Origin of the sequence: Corynebacterium imitans (assembly GCF_000739455.1) — a bacterium.
Taxonomy (GTDB): domain Bacteria; phylum Actinomycetota; class Actinomycetes; order Mycobacteriales; family Mycobacteriaceae; genus Corynebacterium; species Corynebacterium imitans.
Genome location: NZ_CP009211.1, coordinates 2,075,464 through 2,098,335, shown reverse-complemented (window position 1 = coordinate 2,098,335; position 22,872 = coordinate 2,075,464). Strand labels below are relative to the sequence as shown.

Sequence of the window (22,872 nt, the reverse complement as noted above, 5' to 3'; positions counted from 1 at the left end):
CCTATGGAATTCCCGAAGGCACCCAAGCACCCGATTACCCGCTCGTTCCACGGCCGCGAGTTCGTGGACGATTACGAGTGGCTGCGCGACAAAAACAGCCCCGAAACGATTGCGTATTTGGAGGCGGAGAACGCCGCCACCGAGCACGCCACACAGGGCTTTCGCGGGCTCGCCGACGAGATTTACGGCGAGATCAAATCGCGCGTCAAAGAAACCGATATGTCCGTCCCGCAGCGCGCGGGCGACTGGTGGTACTACGGCCGCACCATCGAGGGCAAGAACTACGCCCTATCCTGCCGCGTGCCGGCCACCGGCGAGCCGTGGACCCCGCCCGAGGTCTCCGAGGAGATGGCCGGGGAGCAGGTGCTTCTCGACGCCAACGAGCTCGCCGAAGGCCACGACTTCTTCTCCCTCGGCGCGTCCTCAGTCACTACGTCCGGCAGGCTGCTGGCCTACTCGGTGGACACGACCGGTGATGAGCGCTTCGACCTGCGCATCAAGGACTTGGAAACCGGCGAACTGCTCCCGGACGTGATTGAAGGCGTCTTCTACGGTGCCGCCTGGGCCGGCGAGGACCACTTGTTTTACATCCGCGTGGACGAGGCGTGGCGTCCCTACCAGGTGTGGCGCCACAAGGTCGGCACCGCTGCCGCAGACGATGTGCTGGTCTACGAGGAGCAGGACGAGAAGTTCGGCGTCGGTGTGGGGGCCGACCGTGCGGAGCGCTTCTTGTACATCATTGCCTCGTCCTCGCTGACCACGGAGTACCGCGTCGCACCCCTTGCAGAGCCGACCGCGCCGTTTGAGGTGTTGTGGCCGCGCACTGAGGGCGTGGAATACCACCCGGATTACGTGAAGCTGGGCGAGGACGAGTACTGGATCATCACGCACAACCGCCGGGGCCCGAACTTCGCGGTCAGCGCCACGCCGCTTGCCACCGAGGATCTGCCGGACCTGCGCGATGCGCCGGTGATCGTGCCGCACTCGGACACCATGCGGATCGAGGGGATTGATACCTACCGTGACTTCATGTTCATGTCCTACCGCCGCGGGGGCATCTCGCGGTTGGCGGTCGCGCCGCTGACTGGTGGCGACTTTGCCCCGTTTACGGAACTGGAGTTTTCTGAAGAGCTCTACACCGCAGGCCTTGCGGGCAACCCGGAATGGGACGCCCCGGTCGTCCGCGTCGGCTACACCTCGTACACGCAGCCCTCGCAGCTGCTGGACTACCACGTCGCCGACGGGACGTTTACCCTGCTCAAGGAGCAGGAGGTTGAGGGCGGCTACAACCCGGACGACTACGTCGCGGAGCGGATCTGGGCGAAGGCCGAGGACGGGGTAGAGGTACCGGTGTCGGTGGTGCGTCGCAAAGCACAGGCCCCGGGCGTGGCACCCACCTTGCTTTATGGGTACGGCTCCTACGAGGCCTCGATGGACCCGGGCTTTTCCATCGCGCGGCTGTCGCTGCTTGACCGCGGCATGGTGTGGGCGTGCGCGCACGTGCGCGGCGGCGGCGAGATGGGGCGTAGCTGGTACGACCAGGGCAAGATGCTGCACAAGAAGAACACGTTTACCGACTTCATCGCTTGCGCCGACACCCTCATCGAGCACGGCATCACCGACCCCGAACACCTCGTAGCAGAGGGCGGCTCCGCAGGCGGGCTGCTCATGGGAGCCGTGGCGAACATGGCGCCGGAGAAGTTCGCAGGCATCCAGGCGATCGTGCCGTTCGTGGACCCGCTGACCTCTATCCTGAAGCCGGAGCTGCCGCTCACGGTCGGCGAGTGGGAGGAGTGGGGCGACCCCTACCACGACCCGGAGGTCTACGACTACATGTCCACCTACGCGCCGTACGAGAACATCACGGCGCAGGACTACCCGGACATCCTTGCGGTGACCAGCCTCAACGACACGCGCGTGCTCTACGTCGAACCCGCGAAATGGGTGGCCAAGCTGCGCGAATACGCCACAGGCGGCGAGATCCTGCTCAAGACCGAGATGTCCGCGGGCCACGGCGGGGTCTCCGGCCGCTACGCCAAATGGAAGCAGACCGCCTTTGAATACGCGTGGACTCTGGTGAAGAGCAAAGCCGTGCCGGATGTGGGAGAATAACCTGTATGTCCGGTCGTCTTCTCGTCTCCATCTCCTCCATTTTTGATGACACCCTGGAGGATGTCATCCCGCTGGTCAAAGGGCTTGACCGCAAGGGGATCCCGGTGTCCCTGCTTGTCGCGCCGCACATTGATAAGCGGTGGCACCTGGCCAAGGACGGACGAACGCGCGATTGGTTGCTTCAGCAGGCGGAGCACCGCGCCCTGCTGCTTAACGGGTTTGACCAGGCAGTGCAGGGGCGCCGTTCCGAGTTCGCCACCCTCGGCGAGCACGAAGCCCGTCTGCGCTTGAAGGGCGCGACCCGCCAGATGGAGGCGCTCGGGTTCCACCTCGACATGTTCGCGCCCCCGCGGTGGCAAATGTCGGAGGGCACTCTGAAGGTGTTGCCCGAGTTTGGTTTCCGTCTTGCCGTGTCGACCAGTGGTATCTACTCGCTTGTCGACGCTACCGATGCCCCCTTCCTCCGCTGCCGCAACCTCTCCGTCGGCGAGGGTTACGGCACGGCTAAGTGGTGGCGCCGCAACATCATCGCCGCCGCGGTCCGCGGGGCGGAGAAAGGCAACACGATCCGCCTGTCCATCTCGGCCCGCGAGCTGCACAAGAAGAAAGTCCGCCGCGACTTCACTGCCGCGATCCTGTGCGCCCAGGCCAACGGTGCCGAGCCCGCGGACTACCGGGCGTTCCTGTAGGGCGTGGTTGTTGACTGGTTTGTGTTTATGAGAGGACAGTCATCAGCCAATCGCGCTTGCTGAAACCCCAGGTTAGGTTTTTAGAATCCAGCTAAAAATGCGTTGACGACTGTTTTGCACTTTTGACAAAACAGTCGTCAACGTTTCGTGTTGGTGGAACCCGCTAGCGCAGACCCACCTGCTTCAGCAGCTCGTTGACCTGCTGCGGCATGAAGTAGTACGCTGCCGCGCCGCCAAGGCCGAGCGCTGCGAGCAGTGCGGCGATAATACCGAAAACCGTGCCGAAGGTGGAGCTACCGCTCGTCGTCGTCCCCTGGTCACCGCCATCCTGCGCCGGGCGCTGCACCTGGCCAGCATTCTGGGTGGTGCCGTCGGTGAAGGTGATGACCAGGTTGCCCTCGTCGTCCACCTCGACCTTCGCCACGCCGCGGCCGTCAGCGCCGTCCTTGCCATCTTCGCCGTCGCTTCCTGCTGCAACGTCATTGCCAGCGATCGGGCCAACCTTCTGCACCGTGCCATCGGTGTAGGCAACCACGAGCACACCGTCGACGATCTCGAAGCTCTTGACGCCGCGACCGGCAGCACCGTCCTTGCCGGTTTCGCCTGCGGCACCGTCATTACCGTCCTTGCCGTCGGTGCCAGCTTCGCCCTTGTCGCCCTTGTCGCCAGCGGTGCCGTCCTTGCCATCCTTGCCATCGGTGCCGTCTGCACCATCGGCACCAGCTTCGCCCTTGTCGCCCTTCGGGCCGCGCTCGCCGTCCTTGCCGTCAGTGCCGGTGACCTTGCCAGCGTTTTCGGACTTGCCATCGGTGTAGGTGATGATCAGCTCACCGTCTTCATTGATCGAGACGGATTCGATGCCGCGGCCGTCGCTGCCGTCCTTGCCATCCTTGCCATCGGTGCCGTCTGCACCATCGGCACCAGCTTCGCCCTTGTCGCCCTTCGGCCCCTGCTCGCCGTCCTTACCGTCAGCACCGGCGTCGCCTTTGTCGCCCTTCGGACCGCGCTCGCCGTCCTTACCGTCAGCACCGTCAGCGCCATCTTTGCCGTCCTCGCCGGTGACCTTGCCCAGGTCGACTGGGTTGTCTTCGTCGTCGGAGTAGGTGACCCAGAGGTGGCCGTCTTCACGAACTTCTGCCTTGATGATGCTGCGATCTGCTGTGGGCTCATCGCCAGGCTCGTCACCCGGTTCCTCGCCCGTCTCCTCGGAATCCTGCAGGTTGAAGCCGACCTTGATCGGGTCGTGGTCGGAGGAGCGGAAGGGGTTGCCGTAGCCGTAGAGCGGATTGGCACCGTCGCCGAGGAAGTTCTGCGCGTTGGCCATGTGGCGGGAGTACTCGAAGGCAACGGACTCGTCGCCGTTGATGTTCCACACTGCGGCATCCTGCACCAGGTCGCTCGCAGCGGTGTTGGCCAGCACGTGGTCGAGCGAACCGAGGCGGCCACCGAACTGGTAGGAGGCCTGGTCGAAGTCCTTCTCGGAGTGGACCAGGGTGAAGCCGCCCTGCTCCAGCTCCGTGATTGCGTCCTCGCGGGAGTAGGAGTTCAGATCACCGATGATGAAGGTCGGCAGGTCAGCCCAGGCGTCTTCCTTGTTCAGGTGATCGAGGAGAGCCTGCGACTGCGCCTTGCGCACGTCCGCGTTGTTGCCCTGACCGTCGCCGGAATCCTCGTCGTTTCGTGCGACAGAGCCCTTGGACTTGAAGTGGTTGACCACGGCGACAAAGTTGCCTTCGCCCGCGACCGTCTGAAATTCCTGGGCGAGCGGCTGGCGGGCGGTGCCGGTGTAAGCGGGGTCGTCGAAGATCTTGGACTCGCCAACCGGGCGGACCTTGTCCTTCTTGTAGATGAAGGCGACGCGAATGACGTCTTCGTTGGTGCCGAGCTGAGTCGGGGAGGCTACGAGCTCCCACTGCTCCTTGCCCGCGGCCTTGTTCAGCGCGTCGACGAGGTTGCGCAGGGTCTCGTCCCGCTTGGCGACGTCGCCGGTGACAGCGGCAGTGTTCTCAATCTCAGACAGGCCGAGTACGTCGACGTCGAGCGTGTTGATCGCGGTGACGATCTTTGCCTGCTGATTGCCGAATGCCTTCGAGGTGTACGCGCCGCGGACCTTGCAACGGTTCGCGGTAATTGGGTTGCCTTCCTTGTCGTCGTAGGCCTTGCAGCCCTTCTCGTCTTCGCCGAGGGAGGAGAAGTAGTTGAGCACGTTGAAGAAGCCGATGGAGTAGTCGCCCTCGACCTGGCCGGGCACGTCGATGGACGCGGCGCGCGAGTCTTCCCAGGTGATTGGGAGTTCGTCGGCGGTGTTTTTACCGGTGATCGGCTGCAGCGGCTGGTAGCGCCACTTATCGAAGGAGTAGTCCACCACTACGTCGGTCTGGAACTCAACCTGGTCGGTGGTGCGGATGGACTTCACGCCCTTGTCAGAGGTGACCAGATAGGGCAGTGGCGTGTCCTTGTCGGTTTGGAAATAGTTGCGGGTGCGCCCGTCATCAAGGTGGACTTCGCGAGCGGCCGCCTCGGCCTCGTAGGTGGCAAAGCCGCTCTTGCTTGGGGCATTGATGTCGGTGAAGTTGTAGAGCGGCTTGTCGCCCGCGACCAGGCCGAGATCGCCGGTGTTGTTCAGCGAGTAATTGTTGGTCACGGTGTGGGTGCCCGGACGGACCAGCATGCCCTCGTAGGGTTCGCGGGCGTCGTCGCCAGCCGGCAACTCGTCGATAGCGATCGCCTTCGGTGCCTCGAGCGCCTCACCCAGCTTCTGCTTAGATGCCAGGGTGAGCTGGGTCTGCTTGTAGTACTCGGAAACCTTGCCGGTGACCTGCAGGGAATCGCCGCGCTGCGGGAAGTCTTGGTTGCGGCCCATGTAGACGAAGATGGCGTCGGAAGCCTCGCCGGCTTTCTTCTTCGCGCTGCCAGTGCCTGCGGTCTGGAGGAAGAAGCCGTTCTTCCCGCCCTCGTCGAACACGGCGGTGACCACGCCTTCGGTGGTTACGGTTTGGCCCTCGAGTGGAGAGGCCACGCCGGTGCCTTGGATGTCAGCGATCGGAGTGACCTCTCCCGGGGCCGGCGGTTGCACGGGCGGGTCGTCGGGTTCGCCCGGCTCAACTGGGGCATTACCGGAGCCCTGCGGGGTTGGCGCTGCTACCTCGAAGTCGGCGGCGTTGTTGTCGGTGTCTACGCCGACCTCTTTGCGCTGGACGGACGTGCTGTTGGAAGTGCCCTTCGCGGGCGCGCCCTCAGAGTTTTTCGCCCCGCCCCAGCCGACGAGGTCGACTTGGGCACCGGAGGCGTCGTGAAGCACGGCGCTAGCTTCCTTGCCACCGAAGTTGAAGGTGCTCTCGAAGTCGGCGTTTTCGAGCGGGTTGTCCTTGTTGGAGCCCGCGGCACCCTTGATCAGGAAGTAGCCGCCTGCAGGCACGGTGCCGACAAGCGTCGTCTGGTTTCCGGAGTTGCCGCTGGCGGACTGCTGGTCGAGCACCCACCCGGTGACGTCGATGTCGGCGTCGGTGGGGTTGTACAGCTCGACGAAGTCGTTGGAGATAGTGGCACCGGAGTTGCCGCCGCCTCCGTAGACCTCGTTGATGACAACGTTGGAGCCATCCGGCGCGGCATCGGCGGTGGGGACAGTCACGGTGCCCGCGGCGAGCGCGATGACAAAAGCGGTGGTGAGACGGTGGGCAGAACGCATTGGCAATCCTTCAAAAGCACAGAAGCGGGTACATTCCCAGCCAAGCTAACGTCACATGCCCGCCTTCGCACGGCGAGGAGCCAGGGAAAACACAAAGTTCAGCCAGTGTTCACCTTGTAGACCGCTGCAAGTTCCCCCGCGGCGTCGGATATACTTGCCCACGTCTGCTGACCTCTGACTAATGAAGGAATCTCATGGCACGTGTCGTGGTAAATGTCATGCCGAAGGCTGAAATCTTGGATCCGCAGGGCCAAGCGGTCCAGCGCGCGTTGGGGCGAATCGGGGTGAACGGGGTTGAGGATGTCCGCCAGGGCAAGCGCTTCGAGATCGAGGTGGACGACTCCGTCACAGACGAGGAGCTTGAGCGCGTGGCAGAGACCCTCCTGGCAAACACTGTGATCGAGGATTTTGAGGTTATTCGATGACGGCAACCATTGGCGTAATTACGTTTCCTGGCACGCTTGACGACGTCGACGCGTTGCGCGCCGTGCGTCTCGCTGGCGCCGAACCGAAGCAGCTTTGGCACGCCGACGATGACCTGTCCGGCGTGGACGCAGTCGTCGTGCCGGGCGGGTTCTCCTACGGCGACTACCTGCGCTCCGGCGCGATCGCCGCGCAGGCACCGATGATGGGTGCAGTCGTGGAGGCTGCGAAGAAAGGCATGCCCGTACTCGGCATTTGCAACGGCTTCCAGATCCTCACCGAGGCTGGCCTGCTGCCGGGCGCGCTGACCCGCAACCAGCACCTGAACTTCCACTGCGTGGACACCTACCTGGAAATTGCGAACGCGGAGACCGCGTGGACCTCCAGGTTTGAGTCCGGCCAGAAGATCCTTGTGCCTGCGAAGCACGGCGAGGGCCGCTTCCAAGCCGACAAGGAGACGGTGCACCAGCTGGAGCAGGAGGGCCGCGTGGTCTTCCGCTACACGGACAACTTCAACGGCTCCGCGAATGCGATCGCCGGTGTGACCAATGAGACCGGCCGCGTCGTCGGTCTCATGCCGCACCCGGAGCACGCCATTGAGGTGCTCACCGGCCCGTCCACCGACGGGCTGGGATTGTTTGAATCCGCCATCGACGCTATTTCGAAGATCGGAGCGTAGACGACCATGACTGTGCACGACGACACCGTCGAGAACGCGCAAGCAACCCCCGACCTGGCACAGCCGTATGCGGAGCTGGGTCTGCGCGACGAGGAATACGAAAAGATTAAGTCCATCCTGGGCCGCCGCCCCACGGACGCGGAGCTGACTGTCTACTCCGTGATGTGGTCCGAGCACTGCTCGTACAAGTCCTCCAAGGTGCACCTGCGCTACTTCGGCGAGACGATGACCGAGGAGATGGAATCCAAGATCCTCGCGGGCATCGGCGAGAACGCCGGCGTGGTGGACATCGGCGACGGCGACGCGGTCACCTTCCGCGTGGAAAGCCACAACCACCCGTCGTTTGTGGAGCCCTACCAGGGGGCCGCGACCGGCGTGGGCGGCATCGTCCGCGACATCATGGCGATGGGCGCACGCCCGATTGCCGTGATGGACCAGCTGCGCTTCGGCCCGGCTGACGCCGAGGACACCAAGCGCGTCCTGCCGGGCGTGGTCCACGGCATCGGCGGCTACGGCAACTCGCTTGGCCTGCCGAACATCGGCGGCGAGACCGTCTTCGACGCCGCCTACGCCGGAAACCCGCTGGTCAATGCGCTGTGCGTGGGCACCCTGAAGGTCGAAGACCTGAAGCTCGCCTTCGCTTCCGGCACCGGCAACAAGGTGGTGCTCTTCGGCTCCCGCACCGGCCTTGACGGCATCGGTGGCGTTTCCGTGCTGGGCTCTGCCACCTTCGAGGAAGGCGAGGAGCGCAAGCTGCCCGCAGTCCAGGTCGGCGACCCCTTCGCGGAAAAGGTCCTCATCGAGTGCTGCCTGGAGCTCTACCACGCTGGCGTGGTCGTGGGCATCCAGGATCTCGGCGGCGGCGGTCTGGCGTGTGCCACCTCCGAGCTGGCAGCGGCTGGCGACGGCGGCATGCGCGTCAACCTGGACAACGTGCCGCTTCGCGCCGAGAACATGTCTGCGGCGGAGATCCTCGCCTCCGAGTCCCAGGAGCGCATGTGCGCCGTGGTCACCCCGGAAAACGTGGATCGCTTTATGGAGATCTGCGCCAAGTGGGACGTCGGTGCCGCCGTCATCGGTGAGGTGACCGACGAAAAGGACCGCTACGTGGTCACCCACGGCGGCAAGGTTGTGCTGGACGCCCCGCCGTCGTCGATTGACGAAGGCCCGGTCTACGAGCGCCCATTCGCCCGCCCGGACTGGATTGACGGGGTTCGGGAACGTGGGGGCGTCGATAAGCAAGAGGCGCTGTCTGCTGCGTGGCTGAAGATGGTCGCCTCGCCCGCACTGTGCTCGCGCGACTACATCGTGCAGCAGTACGACCGCTACGTGCGCGGCAACACAGTGCAGGCCCACGGCGCGGACTCGGGTGTGCTGCGCATCAACGAGGAGACCAACCGAGGCGTCGCCATCGCTACCGACGCCTCCGGCCGCTACACCTACCTCGACCCGAACATGGGCGCGCGCCTGGCACTGGCCGAGGCATACCGCAACGTCGCGGTTACCGGCGCAACCCCGGTCGCGGTGACCAACTGCCTCAACTTCGGCTCGCCCGAGAACCCGGACGTGATGTGGCAGTTCCGCGAAGCAGTACACGGGCTTGCCGACGGTGCCGCAGAGCTGAACATCCCCGTCTCCGGCGGCAACGTGTCCTTCTACAACCAGACCGGCGAGACCCCGATCCTGCCGACCCCGGTGGTTGGCGTGCTCGGCGTCATCGAAGACGTGTCGAAGGCGAACCCGCACGACGTACCCGCAACCGAAGAAGAGTTCTCCCTGGTCCTGCTTGGCGAGACCTTCGACGAGTTCGGCGGCTCCGTATGGCAGGACATCTCCGGCGCAGGCCTCGGTGGCGTGCCGCCGAAGGTGGACCTGGCCAACGAGGAGCGCCTGGCGCAGTTCTTCGCCGATGCAGCTGACAACGGCGGCGTGACTGCTGCGCACGACCTGTCCGAGGGCGGCCTGTCGCAGGCCGTCTTCGAGATGCTGCAGGCCTCGGGCAAGGGCGCTGACCTGGACCTGGCGGCCGTGCACGAGGACGCGTTCACCGCACTGTTTGCCGAGTCCGCATCCCGCGTCCTGGTCGCCGTGACCACGGATCGTGCCGACGCGCTGGTCGAGCGCGCGGGTGCCGCAGGCGTCCCGGCCGCGCTAATCGGCCGTACGAACGCCGACGGCATCCTGCGGTTCGGCGCCGAGCAGCTGGAGATCGCCCAGCTTCGCGACGCCTGGGCCGCCACCCTCCCGTCACACTTTGCCGCAGCACACGCCCCGAACGCGGCGGTGTAGCGCGCAGGCGGGCGTCACGTGGTTGCGGTACTGCTGACGCTCGCTGCTGCCTTCGGCCTGTCCGTCGTCGCCGGTGCCACAGGTGCCGGCGCGGCGGGCTTTGTCGTTTCTGCGACGCTGCTTGGGTTCGGGCTGGCGCCCTTCGTCGGCGACTCTTTGCAGCGTCTACTGCCGTGCTCGGTGTGGGGCAGATCCGGATGCTGACGCGGCTGCGGGAGGGGGCGTAGAACGTAGCGGCTAAAGCGTAGCCCCTAAAACGTAGCCTTTCGGGTCGGGGCCGTGTCTGTGACGAGTCACGTACCCGCTTTACTCGAAAGGCTACGTTTTGGAGGTTACGTTCTAGAGGCTACGCAATAAGGGGTAGCTCCATTTAGACCAGAACCGCCTGCAAATCCCCAGGTCGCGCGGAACCGTGAACCCTAAACGGAGCTAGCTCCATTTAGACAGAGGGGGTTACGCAGCAAAACCCAGCGGCGCAACCCCTCAACAACCCCAGGCAAACACCGGCCCCTAGTCCACCCGCTGCGACGCTTCCGGCCGCTCGACCAGCGGCTCCGGCTCGTACTGCGCGCGCAGGTCCTTCAGCGTCTGGGTGTGCTCCCAGAGGCGCTTGTCCTCGTCGGTGACCGGGACAAACTGGCGTGCGGGGAGCGGGTGGCCGTCGATGTCGATGCCGATGTAGGTAAACGAGGCGTGGATGGCGTTACTTAGCTGGTCGCGCCCGCCGCGGGGGTCACCAGAGCGGACGAAGGTGGAGACGTGGATGGAGCGGGAGTCGGTACGCGTGATGCGGGTTTCCACCTCGATGAGGTCGCCGATGTGGATCGGCTTGTAGAAGCGGATGCCGCCCGCGTAGACGGCCACGGTGCGCTCCCCGGACCATTCCATGGTGCAGGCCATGCCGGCCTCATCGATCCATTCCATGGCGGTGCCGCCGTGCACGTTGCCGCCCCAGTTCACGTCCGTCGGTTTGGCCAGGAAGCGGTGGACCAGGCGCGGGGCCGTGGAGTCGTCGGTGTAGGTCTGCTCTTCCATCGAGGTTTCGATGGCCTTGCGCAGGTCGATGCGGGACTTCGCGGCGCTTTCAACGCGGCGCTGTTCTTCGGTCACCGGCACAAACGTCGGCACGGCCATGGGCTTGCCGGTCTTGGTGTCCTTTGCCACGAAAATGACCAGGCAGTCGCAGGCGCGGGTAAACACGCCTTCGCGGGGGTCGGCGGAGAGCACCTCGTTGACAATGTGCATGGAGCTGCGCCCGGTCATGGCGATGGTCGAGCGCACTTCCACGATGTGCCCGGAGGGGATGGGCCGGGTGAAGTGGATGTGCCCCACATAGGCCGTGACGCAGTACGTTGCGGACCATTGCGCGGCGCAGGCGTAGGCGGCCTTGTCAATCCACTCGAGGACGCGCCCGCCGGACACGCCTTGAGCGCCGGCGTGGAGGACATCGGTAGGTGATGCCATAAAACGCAGCGTGACGGAGGGCGACTTGTCTACCAGGGGTTTGTTGGTCATGGGTAGGCATCTTAGTATGGGCGCATGGCACCTGGCAGAAGCTCGAAGCAAGATCCGCAGAAAACGCGCGAGGCAGTCGCCGCCATCTCCGCCTGGCTGGATGGCGAAGCTCCACAGCCTGCCCGCGCCTTGCTTGCCGACGCCTGCCGCCGCACCGCCCGCACACTCGCCGAAGAGCTGCCGGGCAAAACGGTGGAGCTACGCGTGCCCCCGTTTGTGGCCGTGCAGTGCGTCGATGGCCCGGCACATACTCGCGGCACCCCGCCGAACGTGGTGGAGATGGGGCCGGAGACGTGGCTGCGCGTGGCCACCGGACGCAGCACGTTTGAGGCCGAGGTAGCCGCGGGCGCGATCGACGCTTCCGGTTCGCGCGCCGAAGAGATCGCGCGCGGGTTGCCGGTAATTGCCCGATCCTAGGCCGAGTCCGTTAAAGTAGGGGCCGTGCATACCGTGAGCATGGAAAACTGCGGGGACTCCCGGGCCCAGCTCGACGACACACCGCGCGATGAGTGCGGCGTGTTCGGCGTGTGGGCGCCCGGCGAAGACGTCTCCAAACTGTCCTATTTCGGCTTGTTCGCCCTCCAGCACCGCGGCCAGGAGGGCGCGGGCATTGCGGTGGGCGACCACGACAATATCGTGGTGTTCAAGGACACAGGCCTGGTCAGCCAGATTTTTGACGAGTCCGTCCTGGACGCGCTGCAGGGCGATGTGGCGATCGGGCATACGCGCTACTCCACTGCGGGCGGCAATTCTTGGGATAACGTGCAGCCGATGTTTCGTACGTCGCCAAACGGCACCGACGTCGCGCTCGCGCACAACGGCAACCTGACCAACTACCAGGAGCTGCAGGCCGAGGCGATTTCCCGCAAGCTGATCCCGTCCGGTGGGGTGCAGGGGCAGGGCTCTTCCTCGGATACGGCGGTGGTTTCCGCGCTGCTGGCCGATGGGATCCGCGATGAGTGCACGCTTTTCGACGCCGCGTTGGACCTCCTCCCACGCCTCAAAGGCGCCTTCTGCCTCATGATCACCGACGGCGACACCTTGTACGCCGCCCGCGACCCGCACGGCGTGCGCCCGCTGTCGCTGGGTCGGCTGGAGCGCGGCTGGGTCGTCGCTTCCGAGACGTGCGCCCTGGACATCGTGGGTGCGTCGTTTGTCCGCGATATTGAGCCCGGCGAGCTGGTCGCCATCGACGCCACGGGCATCCGCTCCGAGCGTTTTGTCGAGGAGCCGCGTGAGGCGCGCTGCGTCTTCGAGTACGTTTACGTCGCCCGCCCGGATTCCGTGCTGGACGGGCAGACCGTCAACGCCAGCCGTGTGGAGATCGGCCGCAGGCTGGCGCGCGTCCAGCCGGTGGAGGGCGACCTGGTCATGCCGGTGCCAGAATCCGGTACCCCGGCCGCGATCGGCTATGCCGAGGAATCCGGCATCCCGTTCAAGCAGGGGATGATGAAGAACGCCTACGTGGGTCGTACCTTCATCCAGCCCTCCGACACACTGCGTCAGCTGGGGCTGCGCCTCAAGCTGAACCCGGTGCGCACGGTCATTGAGGGCAAGCGCCTGATCGTCGTCGATGACTCGATTGTCCGCGGAAACACGCAGCGCAAGCTGATCCGCATGTTGCACGAGGCCGGTGCGGCCGAGGTGCACGTGCGTATCGCCTCGCCTCCGGTGAAGTGGCCGTGCTTCTACGGCATTGACTTTGCGAGCCCGGGCGAGCTCATCGCCAACCACGGGCGCGGCGGCACCGACGAGGAGGTCGCCGAGTCGATCCGCACGATGATCGGTGCCGATTCCTTGGCATTCGTGCCCATCGACGACATGATCGCCGCCTCCAACCACCCCGCCGAGACCCTCTGCGCTGCTTGCTTTGATGGCAAGTATCCGCTCGGCCTTCCCGACGGCAACCCGAACGCCGACCTTGTCCGCCGTATCCAGAAAGGTGACACCCACCATGACTAACCAGAACTCCGACCCTGCTGTTTCTTACGCCGCCGCGGGTGTGGACATCGAGGCCGGCGACCGCGCCGTCGAGCTGCTGAAGGACCACGCGAAGCGCGCGACGCGCCCGGAGGTCAAGGGCGGTATCGGTGGCTTCGCTGGACTGTTCGCGCTGGGTAAGTACCGTGAACCGCTGCTGGCGGCGGGCTCCGACGGCGTGGGTACCAAGCTGGCGGTCGCCCAGGCGATGGACAGGCACGACACCATCGGTATCGACCTGGTCGCCATGTGCGTGGACGACCTGGTGGTCTGCGGCGCGGAACCGCTGTTCTTGCAGGACTACATCGCTACCGGCAAGGTCGTGCCGGAGAAGATCGCGGATATCGTCGGTGGCATCGCCGAGGGTTGCGTCCAGGCTGGCTGCGCCCTGCTGGGCGGCGAGACCGCGGAGCACCCCGGCGTGATGGACCCGGATGATTACGACGTCTCCGCCACTGCCGTCGGCGTGGTCGAGGCCGATGAGCTGCTCGGCCCGGATCGCGTGCGCGAGGGTGACACGATCATCGCCATGGCCTCCTCCGGTCTGCACTCGAACGGCTACTCGCTGGCGCGCCACGTCCTGCTGGAGAAGGCCGGCCTGCCGCTGGATGGCCACATCGAGGAGTTCGACCGCACGCTCGGCGAGGAACTGCTCGAGCCGACTCGCATCTACGCCCGCGACTGCCTGGAGTTGGCGTCCGAGTGCGAGGTGCGCACCTTCTGCCACGTCACCGGCGGTGGCCTGGCAGGCAACATGGAGCGCATCATCCCCGAGGGCCTGGTCGCGGAGATGCGCCGTACCACCTGGACTCCGGGGCAGATCTTCCGCACCATCAAGACGGTCGGCCAGGTGCCGGACGCTGAGATGGAGAAGACCTTCAACATGGGCGTGGGCATGGTCGCCGTTGTTGCCCCGGAGGATCGTGACCGCGCGCTGGCAATCCTGACCGCCCGCCACGTGGATGCGTGGGTGCTCGGCGATGTCCGCGCAGCAGGGGAGGGCGAGACCACCCGCGCCACCCTGGTTGGCGAGCACCCGCAGTACTAGGGCTCGGAGGGCATGAGAAAAGGCACCCGGATCAACCGGGTGCCTTGCTCAAACGCTCAAACGGCAGAGGTGCGGGAGGACCGGGCGGACTTAGTTCCGGTCGTCTTCGTCGTCGTAGTCCCAGTCCGCGTAGTCTGCGTACTGGTCATCCACCTCGTACTCGTCCTCGTCCCAACTACGCCGCGGAGCCTTTCCTGCCAGCTCACGCTGCAGGGAATCGAGGTCCATTTCAGGAGAGTTGTACTTGAGTTGGCGAGCAACCTTGGTCTGCTTTGCTTTGGCGCGTCCGCGGCCCATGGCATGACCCCCTTGAGGTGGTTCTAGGGCGGCCTTTCAAAGAAGGCGGCCTCATACTTTCGATTAGTTATTGTCCTGGGGGACATAATAGCCTGTGTGTCAAAAAAATGCTCACCCGGCCCGCGAACAGGTCTTATTGTCCGCGGCGAAGCTTCTCGACGGCGAGGCGTCCAAGTTTCTCACCCTCGTCGGTGGGCAGTGAGTCTTTATCCACGCTCGCGGCCACCCCGTCGATGTCCAGGGGTGCCTCGAGCGCGGAGCGTTTCACCAGCGCGAGCGCGATCGGGCCGTAGTCTGCGTCGTGGACGACGGTGCCGAGTCGACCGACCTTGCGGCCGTTGGCGGTAATTGTGTCGCCGGGTTGCGGCTCGTTGGGGGCGGAGCCGTCGAGCTGCAGCATGACGAGTAGGCGAGGGGAGCGGCCGAGGTTTTCGACGCGCGCGACCGTCTCCTGGCCGCGGTAGCAGCCCTTGTTCAGGTGGACTGCGCCGACGTGCTCGCCACGGTTGATTAGGCGCGGTACCTCGTGGGGGATCGACTTTTCGTCCAGGTCAACGCCGAGTTCTGGCTCGACGTTGCGCACACGCGCGGCAGTAAAGGCCATCAGGCCGGCAAAGTCCACCCCCGCCTCGTCGCGCAGGCGCCGCGCGACCTCGAGCGCCTGGTCCCTGGGCACGGCGAAGTCCATGCGTGCAGGTGCGAAAGCATCGACGCGGCGGCTAAAAGTGGCTTCCGGTACTTCCGGGAACTCGCCGTTAGGCGACAAAAGCGACAGCACTGCAAGGTCCGCCTCCTCGACGGTGACCTCGGACCAGAAGACCATCTTGCGCAGGTAGTCGGCAAAAGAGTCGAATTGGGCGGCGGGTACGTCGAGGTAAAACGTCCCGTCGACAAGCGCGATGTCGGTGTGGTGCAGGATGTGGCCCTGGATGTCCAGGTCGAGGGCTGAGGCGGAAAAGGACGACGGGACGTCGATAAGCTTTTGCGAAAGCAGGTTGTGCAAAAACTCCGCCGCATCCTTGCCCGCGACCGCGATGACGCGGCGGTGTGAACGGTCGATCAGCCGGGTGCCCTGCTGCTCGGCGAGCGGGTTGCCGTAGTGCCAGGCCACGCCCTCGGCGAGCGGGTTGCCTTCGATGGGGGTGGCACCGGGCAGTTGCAAAAGATCAGACGAATACGACATAGATCCCGATCATACGGGCATAATGGGACAGTATGGTCTCCTTGCTTCCTCCCGCCCCCGTCATTTACCTCATCGAACCCTTCGGCGGCTCCATCCGCAGGCAGAACGCCAACACGCCCCACATCTTCTGGGACGATGCGGCGGTGACCCGCGGCGATGGGATCTTTGAAACGATCCTCATCCGCAGGGGCGAGCCCGCGAACCTTGACAAACACATCGAGCGCTTCCGCCGCTCCGCCGCCACGCTCGACCTGCCGGAGCCCTGCGCGGAGCACTGGAGCAAGGCTACCCGCGAGGCCATCGCCGACTTTGTGCGCGAGCGCGGCGTGGCACCGGAAGAGGTGGACGCGAAATGCAGCTGGACCATGTCCCGCGGCCGGGAAACCACCGGCGTGCCCACCGCCTGGCTGACTATCCGGCCGCTTTCGGAAGAGGTGCTGTCCCAGCGCAAGAATGGCGTGAGCGCGGTGACCACCTCGCGCGGCTACAGCATCAACCGCGGCAAAGACGGCGAGGCGGAGGTGCCCTGGATGCGGGTCGGCGCGAAGACGCTGAACTACGCGGCGTCCATGGCGGCGCTGCGCTGGGCGCGCTCCGAGGGCTACGATGACGTGATCTACATCGACCCGGAGACGGAGCGTGTGCTTGAGGGCGCGACCTCGACCGTGGTGATTGTGAAGAAGGGCGGGCGGCTGCGCACACCGAAGCCGGGGCCCGGCATCCTGCCCGGCACCACCCAGGCCGCGCTCTTCGCGCACGCGGAGAAGCAAGGGTGGAAGTGCAAGCAGAAGGACGTCTACCTTAGCGAGCTGCACAAGGCCGAGTCGGTGTGGCTCGTCAGCTCCACGCGCATGTACGCGCGCGTGCGCAAGCTGGACGGGAAGAAGCTTGCCCGCCCGGACAACGCCGAGGAGATCCAGCAGCTGATCGTGGACGCGCTGGATTCCTCCGTGCGTGAGGCCTAGCCCGCGATGCGCTTGAGCTCGCCGGACATGTAGGGCACCATCTCGCCGTCGACGAGACGCTCATCCACCCAGCCCAAGTTGTTGTTCGGCATGAGCCCGTAGAGGCGCTTGCCCGGGCCGTGCTTTTCTGGGCCGGACTCGGTAGCCAGGGTGGACGCGCTCTGCAGCTGCCAGCCGCGCTCGTTGACGGGCTCGCCGTACATCACCTCGACCAGTCCGCGGGAGTTGGTCAGCGTGACCTCGATTTCGTCGTCGAGGGAGATGCGCCAGAAACCGACCTCGCGCTGGTCCGCGCCGGTGGCCTCCCCGTTCTCGTCGAGACGCCAGATGCGGGATTCGAAGCGCAGGTAGTTCTCGCCGTCATGGGAGACGACCAAGCGCTGGCCGAAGGCGTACTCCTCGCCGTTGTCGTTGGCCTGGCCGGTGCCAGTCCACACGCCCACGAGCGGCAGCAGGGCGAGCAGCCCATCGTGCAGGCTCGGGCCCTGGCGCAGGTTCGCGGTGTCCTCGTGGAGCGGGAAGTCTGGAAAACCCAGCTCCGGGATGTTGCGGTGCGCGGTGCTCTTCGACTGCTCCGCGGCGAGGTTCACGGCCTCGTTGCCGCTGAGCGAAGCCTGCTGGTTGTCGGGGGTCTGTTCATTCTCAGCCATGCCACCCAAGGGTAGTCGCTCGCCGCAACACGCCGCACGCGCCCCGCGAGTTGGTTGCTAGTTGTCGGCCGCCTCGTCCGCGTCCGAGGCCAGCGGCGAATCCTTCGCCTCCTGATGGGCGGCGTCATCGGCCGCGTCGTGCGCAAGGGGAGTGAGGTCGTCTTCCTCGATGGTGGTGTTGATGCGATCGCGGGAAAACTCGATCGACCCGCCGGTCAGCTGCACCTTGTCCGCGGGCCCGCCGAGCGGGAGATCCGCGGTGTCGCGGCGCAGGCTAAACGCAGCTACAGCCTGGTCAGTCAGCTCCGGGGGCACGTCAATAAGTTCACTGGGCCGCATCACAAACTCAGAGCCCTCCAGCCGCAGCGTGACGATCACGGTGACGGGCTGCTCCGCGTCGGGCAGCGTCCCGGTCAGCCGCGCCTCGCTCGCGCCGCCACCGGAGGGCGAGATGTCGTAGGGGCTGGCGATGTCCAGGTCCGTCATGCCGAGCAGCTGGCCAAAGGCCACGCCGTCGAGGCGCACGCTGCGGCGCACGAGGCTCGCCTTGGCACCGGTGAGGTCTTCGGTGATGGAGCTGGAGCGGGGATGGTCGAGCGTGACGTCGATAAGCTCGATGCCCGCATTGCCCACGCCCACACTCGCGACGGGCACATCGAGCGCGTCAACACTGATGCGGGGAATCGTGCTGCGAAACGGCAGCCCGCCCACATAGGCGGCAGGCGCGGTGGACAGGTCGCCGAGCTGCGCGGCATGTACCGACAGCTCGTGCTCCGCGCGCATGGCGAGGGCGGTGTCAGCCAGGTACGCCGCCAGGCCCGCGCCGACAAGAACCGCGGCCACGCTTCGCTTCACATGCATACTTTTACCGTAGCCTTAGGGCATGACAGATCACAGCGCACTGATTTCTCAAGCCACCGCAGCCGACGGCGTCGCTCCCTTCTCGGAGGCCTTCGAGCAGGCGCTTGTCGACGCCACGTTGCACCACACCCACCTCACCACCGAAAACCCCGACACCCCGGGTGAGGTAGTGGGGCTGGCCGGCATCGCCCCCGACGGCTCCGCGGAGCTGTTCATTCACCCGGACTTCCGCCGCCGAGGCCTCGGCACTGAGTTGGCGCGCCGGGTGCTTGCCGAGCGCCCGGACGCGGGGTTGTGGGCCCACGGCAACCTGCCCGCTGCGCAGGCGCTCGCCACGTCGCTCGGCCTGGAATCCACCCGAGAGCTTTTGGTGATGTCTTTATCCGGCGAGGCGCTGAGCGGCACGGAGCTGGAGCTGCCACAGGGGATGCGCGAGCTCTCGCTTGTGAAAGCGAGCGAGGAGTTCGGGCGCGAGGCGGTCGAGCGCGATTGGCTGCGCGTGAATAATGAGGCTTTCTCCTGGCACCCCGAGCAGGGCGGTTGGGATATGGCGCGCCTGCACCGTGCGATGGATACAGAGTGGTTCGACCCGGCGGGCGTGCTCTTCCTCTACGGCGGCGAAAATGGCGATGAACTGGCCGGATTCATGTGGACGAAGGTCCACCCGGGCGGGGAGGGCGAGATCTACGTCGTCGGTCTGGCCTCCGCGTTCCGCGGCAAGGGGCTGGGTGGTGCGCTGGTGGAAATGGGGCTGGTGCACCTGCGCCGGGTGGGGGTGCCGAAGGTGATCCTGTACGTGGAGGCAGACAACGCGCCCGCGGTGCGCCGCTACGAGCAGCTCGGGTTCGAAGTGGCCGAGCGGCACGTGGTTTATGCGGCGCGAGTCAAGGGGCAGTGATGTGATCTTCATCGCATTATGCGGAAACTAACAGGCAATATGCGGCGTGTTTAGGAAGTTCACTGATTGTTCACCTCCCGGTCCACTGGCTATTAACCAGCGCGTCTTAGGTTGATGAATCGTGAGTAATCGGAAAAGGATTGCGCCTGCTTTCGGAGCGGGTGGGCCTGCCGCAAAGAATGGCACCGATGCTCGAGTGGTAAATGACCTAAGCACCGGAAAGGTATTCCCGTGATCCGTAACTTTAAGCGCACCGCCGCAGTCTTCGGCGTCGTAGCAGTTTCCTCCGCAGCCCTCGTTGCCTGTGGTGACTCTGAGTCCACCGACTCCGCAGATACCTCCGCTGAGGCAACCGCGGAGTCCACCGACGGCGCTGAGGGCACTGGCTCTGAGCTGACCGGCGAGACCGGCCAGCTGGTCGCCGAGGGTGCAACCTCTCAGCAGAACGCAATGGACTACTTCGCGTCTCGTTACTCTGAGGAAGTTCCGGGAGCAACCCTGGCGTACAACGCCACCGGTTCCGGCTCCGGCATCAAGCAGTTCCTGGGCAACACCGTCGCTTTCGCTGGCTCTGACTCCCCGCTGAAGGACGACGAGGTGGAGAAGGCAGCCGAGCGTTGCGGCGGCAACGAGGCATGGCACCTGCCGTTCGTTATCGGCCCGGTGGCTATCGCCTACAACCTCGAGGGTGTGGACGAGCTCAACCTGACCGTTGACAACATCGTTGACATCTTCCAGGGCAAGATCACCAACTGGAATGACCCGGCCCTGGCTGAGTCCAACCCGGACGCTGAGCTGCCGGATATGGAGATCAAGCCGTTCTTCCGCTCGGATGAGTCCGGTACCTCCGACAACTTCCAGAAGTTCCTCTCTGCTGCATCCGACGGCAAGTGGACCGGCGAGGGCAAGGCCTTCCCGACCGAGGTGGGCACCGGTGCGAACGGTTCCTCCGGCGTGGCTTCCGAGGTCGCTGCGACCGAGGGCGCTATCACCTACGTCGAGGCCGGCTTCGCTGAGAAGAAGGCCAACATCGACTTCGGCTCCGGCCCGGTCGAGCTGACCGACGAGGCTGTCGCTGCTGCGCTGGACTCCATGGAGTTCACCACCGAGGGCCACAACATGGCCGTCGATGCAGAGGCACTCTTCGCCTCCGACGCAGAGGGTGCTTACCCGCTCGTACTGACCACCTATGAGATCGTCTGCTCCGCAGGCTACGACGAGACGACCTCCAACATGGTCAAGGACTTCCTCAACGTCGCCCTGGACTCCCAGGACGAGGAGCTGGCCGCCGAGGGCTTCATCCCGGTCACCGGCGCACACGCAGACCGCCTGCGCGAGGCAGTCAACGCCATCCAGTAACAGGCTTCACGGCCGCTTTGGTGCCCCCCAACACGGCGCAAGCCGTCGCGGGGGGCATGCCCATGTTGGGGCGTGGTGAACAGCAGGTGTGCACCGAGTTACCAGCAGGTTGATAAGTCACGTAGCGGCAGATTGCCCACCACTTTTTCTAAACCGCTTGAAGGATCAGTAACTATGGCTGACAAAGATATGACCCCGGCCGACGGCCCACGCGCGGGTCAAGCGGCACCGACTGCGGCGCCGCCCGCCCCGTCTTCGACAGGCACCCCGTCCCACACCACTGAGGAAAACCCGGGGACCGCGACTCCCCGCACAGGCGTGAAGCGCCCGGGCGACCGTGTCTTTGAAATTCTCTCCACCGCCTCGGCGGCGCTGATCACGGTCATTATTATCGCGATCGGCCTGTTCCTGGTCATCCAGGCGATTCCGCCGCTGAGCAGGAACGAAGGTGGAGTGCTCGGCTTCTTCACCTACACCGGCAACTGGCAGACCGCGAATCTGGACGCGATGCAGTTCGGTATCCCGAACCTGTTCCTCTCCACAGTGATGATCTCGCTGCTCGCGCTGATCATGGCCATGCCGGTCGCCCTGGGCATCGCGCTGTTCCTGTCTAACTACGCGCCGAAGAAGCTCGTGCGCCCGTTGGGCACCTTGGTGGACATGCTCGCCGCGGTCCCGTCGATCGTCTACGGCCTGTGGGGCGCGCAGGTGCTCGGCCCGGCCCTGGGTAAGTTCTACGAGTGGATCAACTCCTGGGGCGGCGGCTTCTTCCTGTTCGCCACCTACCAAAACTCCCCGCCGTTCGCGACCTCGCGCAACATGCTTACCGGTGGCATCGTGCTGGCGATTATGATCCTGCCGATCATCGCGGCAACCGCCCGCGAGATCTTCGTGCAGACCCCTCCCGGCCAGATCGAGTCCGCGCTCGCACTCGGCGCGACCCGCTGGGAAGTCATCCGCATGACCGTCATCCCGTTCGGCCTCTCCGGTTTCATCGCCGGTTCCATGCTCGGCCTCGGCCGCGCACTCGGCGAGACGATGGCGCTGTACATGGTGGTCGCTCCCGCCAATGATTTCCGAGGTTCGCTGTTTGACGGTGGCACCACCTTCGCCACCGCGATCGCGAACGCATCCGCGGAGTTCAACAACCCGATTTCTGCTGGTGCCTACATCGCGGCAGGCCTCGTCCTGTTCATTCTGACCTTTGTTGTCAACTCGATCGCCCGCGCGATCGTCAACAAGAAGTAAGGCAGGCAAGCGAATGTCTACTGCAGTTTCCAATACCTCGGGCGCTGGCGGGGCCGGGAAGGCGGCGTCGGCAAGCAAGGGCGCAAAGCAGACCCCCTTCACCGACATCGCTCCCGGCCGCAAGTCGCTGAACTCCTTCATGGGCGCGTTGATGTGGCTGTGCATGATCATCGCGCTCATCCCGCTGCTCTGGCTGCTCCTCACGGTGATCATGCGCGGTGCCCCGGCCGTCTTTGACATCGGCTGGTGGACCGACGACATGGTCGGCGTGCGCATGTCCAAGGAAGGCGGCGGTGCGCTCCACGCCATTGCCGGTACCTTGATGCAGACGCTTATCGCCTCGATCATCTCCATCCCGATTGGCGTGTTTACCGCCATCTACCTGGTGGAATACTCCAACGGCAACAAGCTGGGCCGACTCACCACCTTCATGGTGGACATCCTGTCGGGCGTGCCCTCGATCGTCGCCGCGCTGTTCATCTACGCCCTGTGGATCACCATCCTGGGCATGGACCGCTCCGGCTTTGCCGTGTCGCTCTCGCTGATCCTGCTGATGGTTCCGCTCGTGGTGCGCAACACCGAAGAGATGCTGCGCGTCGTGCCGATGGACCTGCGCGAGGCGTCCTACGCACTGGGCGTGCCCAAGTGGAAGACGATTGCGCGCATCGTGCTGCCGACCGCCCTGTCCGGTATCGTTACCGGCATCATGCTCGCTGTTGCCCGCGTTATGGGCGAATCCGCACCAGTGCTGATCCTCGTTGGCTCCACCCCGGCGCTGAACTGGTTCGGACTCTTCGGCCAACCGCAGTCCTCGCTGCCGCTGTTCATGCTTGAAATGTGGAAGTCCGGCGCCACCGGCTTTGCCGCCGACCGCCTCTGGGGCGCAGCGCTGACACTGGTAGTCATCGTGGTGGTGCTCAACCTGCTGGCCCGCCTGATTGCCAATAAGTACTCCGTGAAGAAGTAAAACCGCCCCACACCACCACTA

General features: G+C 65.0%; 20 protein-coding genes. 14 read left to right on the top strand and 6 right to left on the bottom strand.

What is annotated here, in order from left to right:
- Nucleotides 1-3: 3 nt before the first annotated feature.
- Together CIMIT_RS09855 and CIMIT_RS09850 are read left to right on the top strand one after the other, a co-directional pair.
- A complete protein-coding gene (locus tag CIMIT_RS09855; protein WP_038592362.1) occupies nt 4-2,112 on the top strand; it encodes a S9 family peptidase in 2,109 nt (702 codons plus the stop codon).
- Between the two features lie 5 nt (nt 2,113-2,117).
- A complete protein-coding gene (locus CIMIT_RS09850) occupies nt 2,118-2,801 on the top strand; it encodes a DUF2334 domain-containing protein (protein ID WP_038592359.1) in 684 nt (227 codons plus the stop codon).
- A 163-nt stretch (nt 2,802-2,964) separates the two neighbouring features.
- Here CIMIT_RS09850 and CIMIT_RS09840 read toward each other — a convergent pair whose 3' ends face one another.
- Nucleotides 2,965-6,489: an ExeM/NucH family extracellular endonuclease gene (locus tag CIMIT_RS09840; RefSeq protein WP_051904939.1), complete on the bottom strand. Its 3,525-nt coding sequence runs from the start codon at nt 6,487-6,489 to the stop codon at nt 2,965-2,967.
- A gap of 194 nt (nt 6,490-6,683) precedes the next feature.
- On the opposite strand from CIMIT_RS09840, the gene purS reads away from it, so the two are divergent.
- Genes purS through CIMIT_RS09820 form a run of 4 tightly spaced genes read left to right on the top strand, consistent with a single transcriptional unit; the run spans nt 6,684 to nt 10,084 of the window.
- Nucleotides 6,684-6,914, top strand: coding sequence for a phosphoribosylformylglycinamidine synthase subunit PurS (gene purS, locus CIMIT_RS09835; RefSeq protein ID WP_038592356.1), 231 nt, complete (start codon nt 6,684-6,686; stop codon nt 6,912-6,914).
- The gene (gene purQ, locus CIMIT_RS09830) at nt 6,911-7,591 is read left to right on the top strand and encodes a phosphoribosylformylglycinamidine synthase subunit PurQ (RefSeq protein WP_038592353.1); all 681 of its coding nucleotides are present in this window, start codon (nt 6,911-6,913) and stop codon (nt 7,589-7,591) included. The genes purS and purQ overlap by 4 nt, the downstream gene beginning before the upstream one ends.
- Before the next feature lie 6 nt (nt 7,592-7,597).
- Complete coding sequence (purL, locus tag CIMIT_RS09825) at nt 7,598-9,880, top strand: phosphoribosylformylglycinamidine synthase subunit PurL (RefSeq protein ID WP_038592350.1); 2,283 nt, start codon at nt 7,598-7,600, stop codon at nt 9,878-9,880.
- An 18-nt stretch (nt 9,881-9,898) separates the two neighbouring features.
- Complete coding sequence (locus CIMIT_RS09820) at nt 9,899-10,084, top strand: hypothetical protein (RefSeq protein ID WP_038592336.1); 186 nt, start codon at nt 9,899-9,901, stop codon at nt 10,082-10,084.
- Nucleotides 10,085-10,390: 306 nt separating this feature from the next.
- Here the strand turns inward: CIMIT_RS09820 and CIMIT_RS09815 are convergent, their stop codons facing one another.
- A complete protein-coding gene (locus tag CIMIT_RS09815; RefSeq protein WP_038592333.1) occupies nt 10,391-11,395 on the bottom strand; it encodes an acyl-CoA thioesterase in 1,005 nt (334 codons plus the stop codon).
- A 24-nt stretch (nt 11,396-11,419) separates the two neighbouring features.
- Here CIMIT_RS09815 and CIMIT_RS09810 point away from each other — a divergent pair, with 24 nt between their 5' ends.
- From CIMIT_RS09810 to purM, 3 genes are read left to right on the top strand one after another with little or no spacing between them, the layout of a single operon-like run.
- Nucleotides 11,420-11,812: a sterol carrier family protein gene (locus CIMIT_RS09810; protein ID WP_038592330.1), complete on the top strand. Its 393-nt coding sequence runs from the start codon at nt 11,420-11,422 to the stop codon at nt 11,810-11,812.
- A gap of 39 nt (nt 11,813-11,851) precedes the next feature.
- Complete coding sequence (gene purF, locus CIMIT_RS09805; RefSeq protein ID WP_038592319.1) at nt 11,852-13,357, top strand: amidophosphoribosyltransferase; 1,506 nt, start codon at nt 11,852-11,854, stop codon at nt 13,355-13,357.
- Entirely contained in the window at nt 13,350-14,423 is a 1,074-nt protein-coding gene (gene purM / locus CIMIT_RS09800; RefSeq protein ID WP_038592316.1) for a phosphoribosylformylglycinamidine cyclo-ligase, read from the top strand. The genes purF and purM overlap by 8 nt, the downstream gene beginning before the upstream one ends.
- A gap of 90 nt (nt 14,424-14,513) precedes the next feature.
- Here purM and CIMIT_RS09795 read toward each other — a convergent pair whose 3' ends face one another.
- Complete coding sequence (locus CIMIT_RS09795; protein ID WP_038592313.1) at nt 14,514-14,720, bottom strand: DUF3073 domain-containing protein; 207 nt, start codon at nt 14,718-14,720, stop codon at nt 14,514-14,516.
- 133 nt (nt 14,721-14,853) lie between these two features.
- A complete protein-coding gene (gene ygfZ, locus CIMIT_RS09790; RefSeq protein WP_038592310.1) occupies nt 14,854-15,903 on the bottom strand; it encodes a CAF17-like 4Fe-4S cluster assembly/insertion protein YgfZ in 1,050 nt (349 codons plus the stop codon).
- Between the two features lie 32 nt (nt 15,904-15,935).
- On the opposite strand from ygfZ, the gene CIMIT_RS09785 reads away from it, so the two are divergent.
- A complete protein-coding gene (locus CIMIT_RS09785) occupies nt 15,936-16,868 on the top strand; it encodes an aminodeoxychorismate lyase (protein ID WP_038592307.1) in 933 nt (310 codons plus the stop codon).
- Here CIMIT_RS09785 and CIMIT_RS09780 read toward each other — a convergent pair.
- Nucleotides 16,865-17,518: a heme-binding beta-barrel domain-containing protein gene (locus tag CIMIT_RS09780; protein ID WP_051904938.1), complete on the bottom strand. Its 654-nt coding sequence runs from the start codon at nt 17,516-17,518 to the stop codon at nt 16,865-16,867. The genes CIMIT_RS09785 and CIMIT_RS09780 overlap by 4 nt on opposite strands.
- Before the next feature lie 57 nt (nt 17,519-17,575).
- Nucleotides 17,576-18,379, bottom strand: coding sequence for an LmeA family phospholipid-binding protein (locus CIMIT_RS09775; protein ID WP_084674345.1), 804 nt, complete (start codon nt 18,377-18,379; stop codon nt 17,576-17,578).
- A gap of 22 nt (nt 18,380-18,401) precedes the next feature.
- On the opposite strand from CIMIT_RS09775, the gene mshD reads away from it, so the two are divergent.
- The 4 genes from mshD (at nt 18,402) to pstA (ending at nt 22,851) form a co-directional block, all read left to right on the top strand.
- Nucleotides 18,402-19,277, top strand: coding sequence for a mycothiol synthase (mshD, locus tag CIMIT_RS09770; RefSeq protein WP_038592301.1), 876 nt, complete (start codon nt 18,402-18,404; stop codon nt 19,275-19,277).
- 231 nt (nt 19,278-19,508) lie between these two features.
- Nucleotides 19,509-20,636 (top strand): phosphate ABC transporter substrate-binding protein PstS, encoded by a 1,128-nt coding sequence (pstS, locus tag CIMIT_RS09765; protein WP_038592297.1) that lies wholly within the window; start codon nt 19,509-19,511, stop codon nt 20,634-20,636.
- 174 nt (nt 20,637-20,810) lie between these two features.
- Nucleotides 20,811-21,884 (top strand): phosphate ABC transporter permease subunit PstC, encoded by a 1,074-nt coding sequence (gene pstC, locus CIMIT_RS09760; RefSeq protein WP_038592292.1) that lies wholly within the window; start codon nt 20,811-20,813, stop codon nt 21,882-21,884.
- 13 nt (nt 21,885-21,897) lie between these two features.
- Complete coding sequence (pstA, locus tag CIMIT_RS09755) at nt 21,898-22,851, top strand: phosphate ABC transporter permease PstA (RefSeq protein ID WP_038592287.1); 954 nt, start codon at nt 21,898-21,900, stop codon at nt 22,849-22,851.
- Nucleotides 22,852-22,872: the final 21 nt, after the last annotated feature.

What these genes read in the sequence shown, in the direction of transcription:
- CIMIT_RS09840 (WP_051904939.1), bottom strand. Translation starts at nt 6,489, where the DNA reads ATGCGTTCTGCCCACCGTCTCACCACCGCTTTTGTCATCGCGCTCGCC.
- CIMIT_RS09775 (WP_084674345.1), bottom strand. Translation starts at nt 18,379, where the DNA reads ATGCATGTGAAGCGAAGCGTGGCCGCGGTTCTTGTCGGCGCGGGCCTG.
- purL (WP_038592350.1), top strand. Translation starts at nt 7,598, where the DNA reads ATGACTGTGCACGACGACACCGTCGAGAACGCGCAAGCAACCCCCGAC.
- purS (WP_038592356.1), top strand. Translation starts at nt 6,684, where the DNA reads ATGGCACGTGTCGTGGTAAATGTCATGCCGAAGGCTGAAATCTTGGAT.
- mshD (WP_038592301.1), top strand. Translation starts at nt 18,402, where the DNA reads ATGACAGATCACAGCGCACTGATTTCTCAAGCCACCGCAGCCGACGGC.
- pstC (WP_038592292.1), top strand. Translation starts at nt 20,811, where the DNA reads ATGGCTGACAAAGATATGACCCCGGCCGACGGCCCACGCGCGGGTCAA.
- purQ (WP_038592353.1), top strand. Translation starts at nt 6,911, where the DNA reads ATGACGGCAACCATTGGCGTAATTACGTTTCCTGGCACGCTTGACGAC.
- CIMIT_RS09855 (WP_038592362.1), top strand. Translation starts at nt 4, where the DNA reads ATGGAATTCCCGAAGGCACCCAAGCACCCGATTACCCGCTCGTTCCAC.
- ygfZ (WP_038592310.1), bottom strand. Translation starts at nt 15,903, where the DNA reads ATGTCGTATTCGTCTGATCTTTTGCAACTGCCCGGTGCCACCCCCATC.
- CIMIT_RS09815 (WP_038592333.1), bottom strand. Translation starts at nt 11,395, where the DNA reads ATGACCAACAAACCCCTGGTAGACAAGTCGCCCTCCGTCACGCTGCGT.
- purM (WP_038592316.1), top strand. Translation starts at nt 13,350, where the DNA reads ATGACTAACCAGAACTCCGACCCTGCTGTTTCTTACGCCGCCGCGGGT.
- CIMIT_RS09795 (WP_038592313.1), bottom strand. Translation starts at nt 14,720, where the DNA reads ATGGGCCGCGGACGCGCCAAAGCAAAGCAGACCAAGGTTGCTCGCCAA.
- pstA (WP_038592287.1), top strand. Translation starts at nt 21,898, where the DNA reads ATGTCTACTGCAGTTTCCAATACCTCGGGCGCTGGCGGGGCCGGGAAG.
- CIMIT_RS09780 (WP_051904938.1), bottom strand. Translation starts at nt 17,518, where the DNA reads ATGGCTGAGAATGAACAGACCCCCGACAACCAGCAGGCTTCGCTCAGC.
- CIMIT_RS09785 (WP_038592307.1), top strand. Translation starts at nt 15,936, where the DNA reads ATGGTCTCCTTGCTTCCTCCCGCCCCCGTCATTTACCTCATCGAACCC.
- CIMIT_RS09850 (WP_038592359.1), top strand. Translation starts at nt 2,118, where the DNA reads ATGTCCGGTCGTCTTCTCGTCTCCATCTCCTCCATTTTTGATGACACC.
- purF (WP_038592319.1), top strand. Translation starts at nt 11,852, where the DNA reads ATGGAAAACTGCGGGGACTCCCGGGCCCAGCTCGACGACACACCGCGC.
- CIMIT_RS09810 (WP_038592330.1), top strand. Translation starts at nt 11,420, where the DNA reads ATGGCACCTGGCAGAAGCTCGAAGCAAGATCCGCAGAAAACGCGCGAG.